At 33.3% G+C, this 2806-nt stretch carries 4 protein-coding genes and 1 pseudogene; all 5 read right to left on the bottom strand.

Annotated elements, in window-relative coordinates; translation table 11 throughout:
- On the bottom strand, window positions 1–388 hold a 388-nt coding region (locus tag LI162_RS15060), incomplete at its 3' end, for an Rpn family recombination-promoting nuclease/putative transposase (RefSeq protein ID WP_226875933.1).
- A 562-nt stretch (window positions 389–950) separates the two neighbouring features.
- Window positions 951–1565 (bottom strand): hypothetical protein, encoded by a 615-nt coding sequence (locus tag LI162_RS15055; RefSeq protein ID WP_226875932.1) that lies wholly within the window; start codon window positions 1563–1565, stop codon window positions 951–953.
- Window positions 1566–1580: 15 nt separating this feature from the next.
- The gene (locus LI162_RS15050; RefSeq protein WP_055156447.1) at window positions 1581–2327 is read right to left on the bottom strand and encodes a TRADD-N-associated membrane domain-containing protein; all 747 of its coding nucleotides are present in this window, start codon (window positions 2325–2327) and stop codon (window positions 1581–1583) included.
- Window positions 2317–2574 (bottom strand): antitoxin HicB, encoded by a 258-nt coding sequence (locus LI162_RS15045; protein ID WP_226875931.1) that lies wholly within the window; start codon window positions 2572–2574, stop codon window positions 2317–2319. Before LI162_RS15045 ends, LI162_RS15050 begins: the two co-directional genes overlap by 11 nt.
- An 8-nt stretch (window positions 2575–2582) precedes the next feature.
- A pseudogene (locus LI162_RS15040) lies at window positions 2583–2806 on the bottom strand (Rpn family recombination-promoting nuclease/putative transposase); the annotation flags it as partial.

Here is a 2806-nt window from a genome sequence, read left to right as displayed (position 1 = left end):
ATCCCTCACCTTCTTTGATCTCACCTGCATACATCTTACTCAGATAATAAACAGAACGGTTTGCCCAACAATCAAATGCTTCTACCTGCATCTCAAAATCGATCTGTTCTCCATCTTTCAGTTTCACCCGAACGTCTAAAATCCCATACTTATCATCTTTCGATTCCTTCCTGAGAATGGTTGGCATGAGTTCTGTGTTCTCTACCTCACTGGGCGGAACATTTAATAACGCTGCAATAATATTCTTACGGATATTGTCATTCTGCATCAATTCCTTGAAACAGAAATCTACCGTTGGAAGCATGATAAAGTCTTCCTGCTTCTCTTTCGATGCTTTACAATGTGATGATGCTCGCCTGGTTGATACACTTTTCTTGTTTTCTTTCATAGAATTTTCCTCTCTTCTGTGCAATGAATGATTGCCTGAAGTAGAGGATTCTAAAGTTATATTTATCTTAACACAAGATAGTTTTCTATGGAAGTAACTATCCCTTAAAATCAGATATTTAAGAAACTTACTCCATCACATAATCTTCAAACAATATTCATCTTTTTGGTTTTGTCATCGGATTATCTGCTCGAAAATCTGAACTTATTGAATAATTACCGATTTGGTTCATAGATCTTTTTGCAATTCATCAGAATGATGACTGCGTGGTATTAGATTAACATGGGAATTCTATTATTGCAAGCTGAATTTTTTAATGCTTTGGTATTCGCAGATGTTGTGTTGTTGCTCTCACTACGTACAACCAGTAACGTACCTTCCGCGTCAATCCGCAAGTAGAAGAAGTGCCGGAATATCTAAAGATTATTCCAGCACTTCTTCTACTTCTTTACTGTACTTACAATGCTTTGTCCAAACACATCTTATCGTACCTTTTATACATTGTTCATTTTTGCTTTATAGGCTCAGACCACCGGTAAGCCAATGTAAAGTAATAACTTTTTCAACTTTCAACCAATACGCTCATATTTCCGTTGGTTGATAACCTCCTCACAAATCCATTTCCCTCTAAAATACATATATCCCATCCAACCATAGTAAACAGATTCGATTTTATTTCAGGCTCTTTCATGATCTTATTGCTGCATACAATCTTGCATAAATATCTGTTTAAAATAAATAATGCCGCCAACGCATTAAACACATTTTTTAAATTTGCAAGTTTTATATTATCGTTCTCAGCTCTATTATGTTTTACTTTATTATAATCCCCCCACCAGGATGGCTTACTATTAGGTGTCCATCCATCAAATGGCTTATAACTTTCTTTGTTATAACTGAACTGTACTGTTGCATCTGTCAGATTATCATATCCGCAGAGAATATTAGCATAATCTGTTATACATGATCTTGCTTTTGTTGGATCAACTTCATTACAAAGTGCTTTAAAAACTATATCAAGTTCTGAACCTATAGATATTAATTGTTTCGCATATTCCTTTGAATATGTACTTAAATTGTCATCTGTAAATTCAACATAATTGAAAGTTTTACTAAAATCATTCTCAAGCTGCATATAGAACATCCAATACTTTAAATTAAATTCATCTTTTGTCATTTCTCCACCTCATTTTCAATCTGATATCGTGTTATTATATACAATAATATCCTTTGCAATTTCTGATAATGTCTCTTCTCTTAATTTCTCATCTTCTATTTTATTAGCTATTGAATTAGCAAGCAGTAAATTATTACTTTCTGCAAATTTTGCATGAAATTTAACTGCTGCCTCTACATTATGTGTATACATTCTAATAAAAACAGCTCCAACAAAATTAATTAGTATTCCACTTATATTCCCAACTGTTAGCAATGTTTTATCTGCATCTGTATACACATACATAACCAGACTGACTACTACAATCACTATTCCAAATATAATCATCATAATTCCTAAGCCTGAAAGAAATTTGGTTTGAGCTAAATTCATATCGTAATATCTCATCAGTTCTTTTTGATTCATTTTAAACATTTTTTCGGCTCGTAATGCTCGCTTATTGAAATCAATCTCTGCAAATTCTTTTTCTTCTTTTTGGGTCTCTTCTTCTAATTTTTCTATTTTTTTCGCTGTTTTCCAATCAAAAAAACAACTCGTTGCAACCAAAAGACAAAAAATTGCTAGTAAAATTAATATCCAAAAAGAAATTTGTACTATTACTCCTTCTAATAATCTGTGTAAGATAATAGCAATAAGCCCCAAAATAATAGCACATACAATACTGCCCTGAAATCCGTTCATTGCTTTCTTTGACTCACTATGTTGAATTAGTTTTTCATCTGGGGATTCTATCTTTTCTTGGCTCATCTCTTTATTTTCCATTAGTGTTTAATCCTTTCCAATATGTTCTTTTACTTTTTCGACTTATTTCACTGATTTCATAATCTAAAGTTCTCCAATCTTCACACAATCTCAAATATTCATCCACAACGTCATGAATAGCAAAGATCAGGGCTTTTACATTATCCCCTTCATAGGAGATCAAAGAACGAATTCCAAGTCCCTTGCCAAAAAACATTTCATCTTCTTCAGAAAATTCCACGCTTCCAAGATATCCCTTATATCCCATAAATTAGATTATAACTCAAACTCTTTCAACAGCTTTTCCTGATATTCCTTATCAACTGCCGCTTTCAATATATCTTCTGTACGCCCACGCTTTGACAATTCAACATTTAACCGATTAATTCTGCTTTCTCCTTCTGCTCTGCCCTCTGTTCGTCCTTCTGTTATTCCAATCTTACGACCAGCTTCAATTCCTCGTCTTTCTGCGGTTAACATTCCTATATTGTAATCTCTGA

This window comes from Mediterraneibacter sp. 210702-DFI.3.120 (assembly GCF_020561005.1).
In the GTDB taxonomy this organism is placed as follows: Bacteria; Bacillota; Clostridia; order Lachnospirales; family Lachnospiraceae; genus Mediterraneibacter; species Mediterraneibacter faecis.
Note: the sequence above shows the minus strand (reverse complement) of the source record. Positions and strands in the feature narration are given on the sequence as shown.

What these genes read in the sequence shown, in the direction of transcription:
- LI162_RS15055 (WP_226875932.1), bottom strand. Translation starts at nt 1,565, where the DNA reads ATGACAAAAGATGAATTTAATTTAAAGTATTGGATGTTCTATATGCAG.
- LI162_RS15050 (WP_055156447.1), bottom strand. Translation starts at nt 2,327, where the DNA reads ATGGAAAATAAAGAGATGAGCCAAGAAAAGATAGAATCCCCAGATGAA.
- LI162_RS15045 (WP_226875931.1), bottom strand. Translation starts at nt 2,574, where the DNA reads ATGGGATATAAGGGATATCTTGGAAGCGTGGAATTTTCTGAAGAAGAT.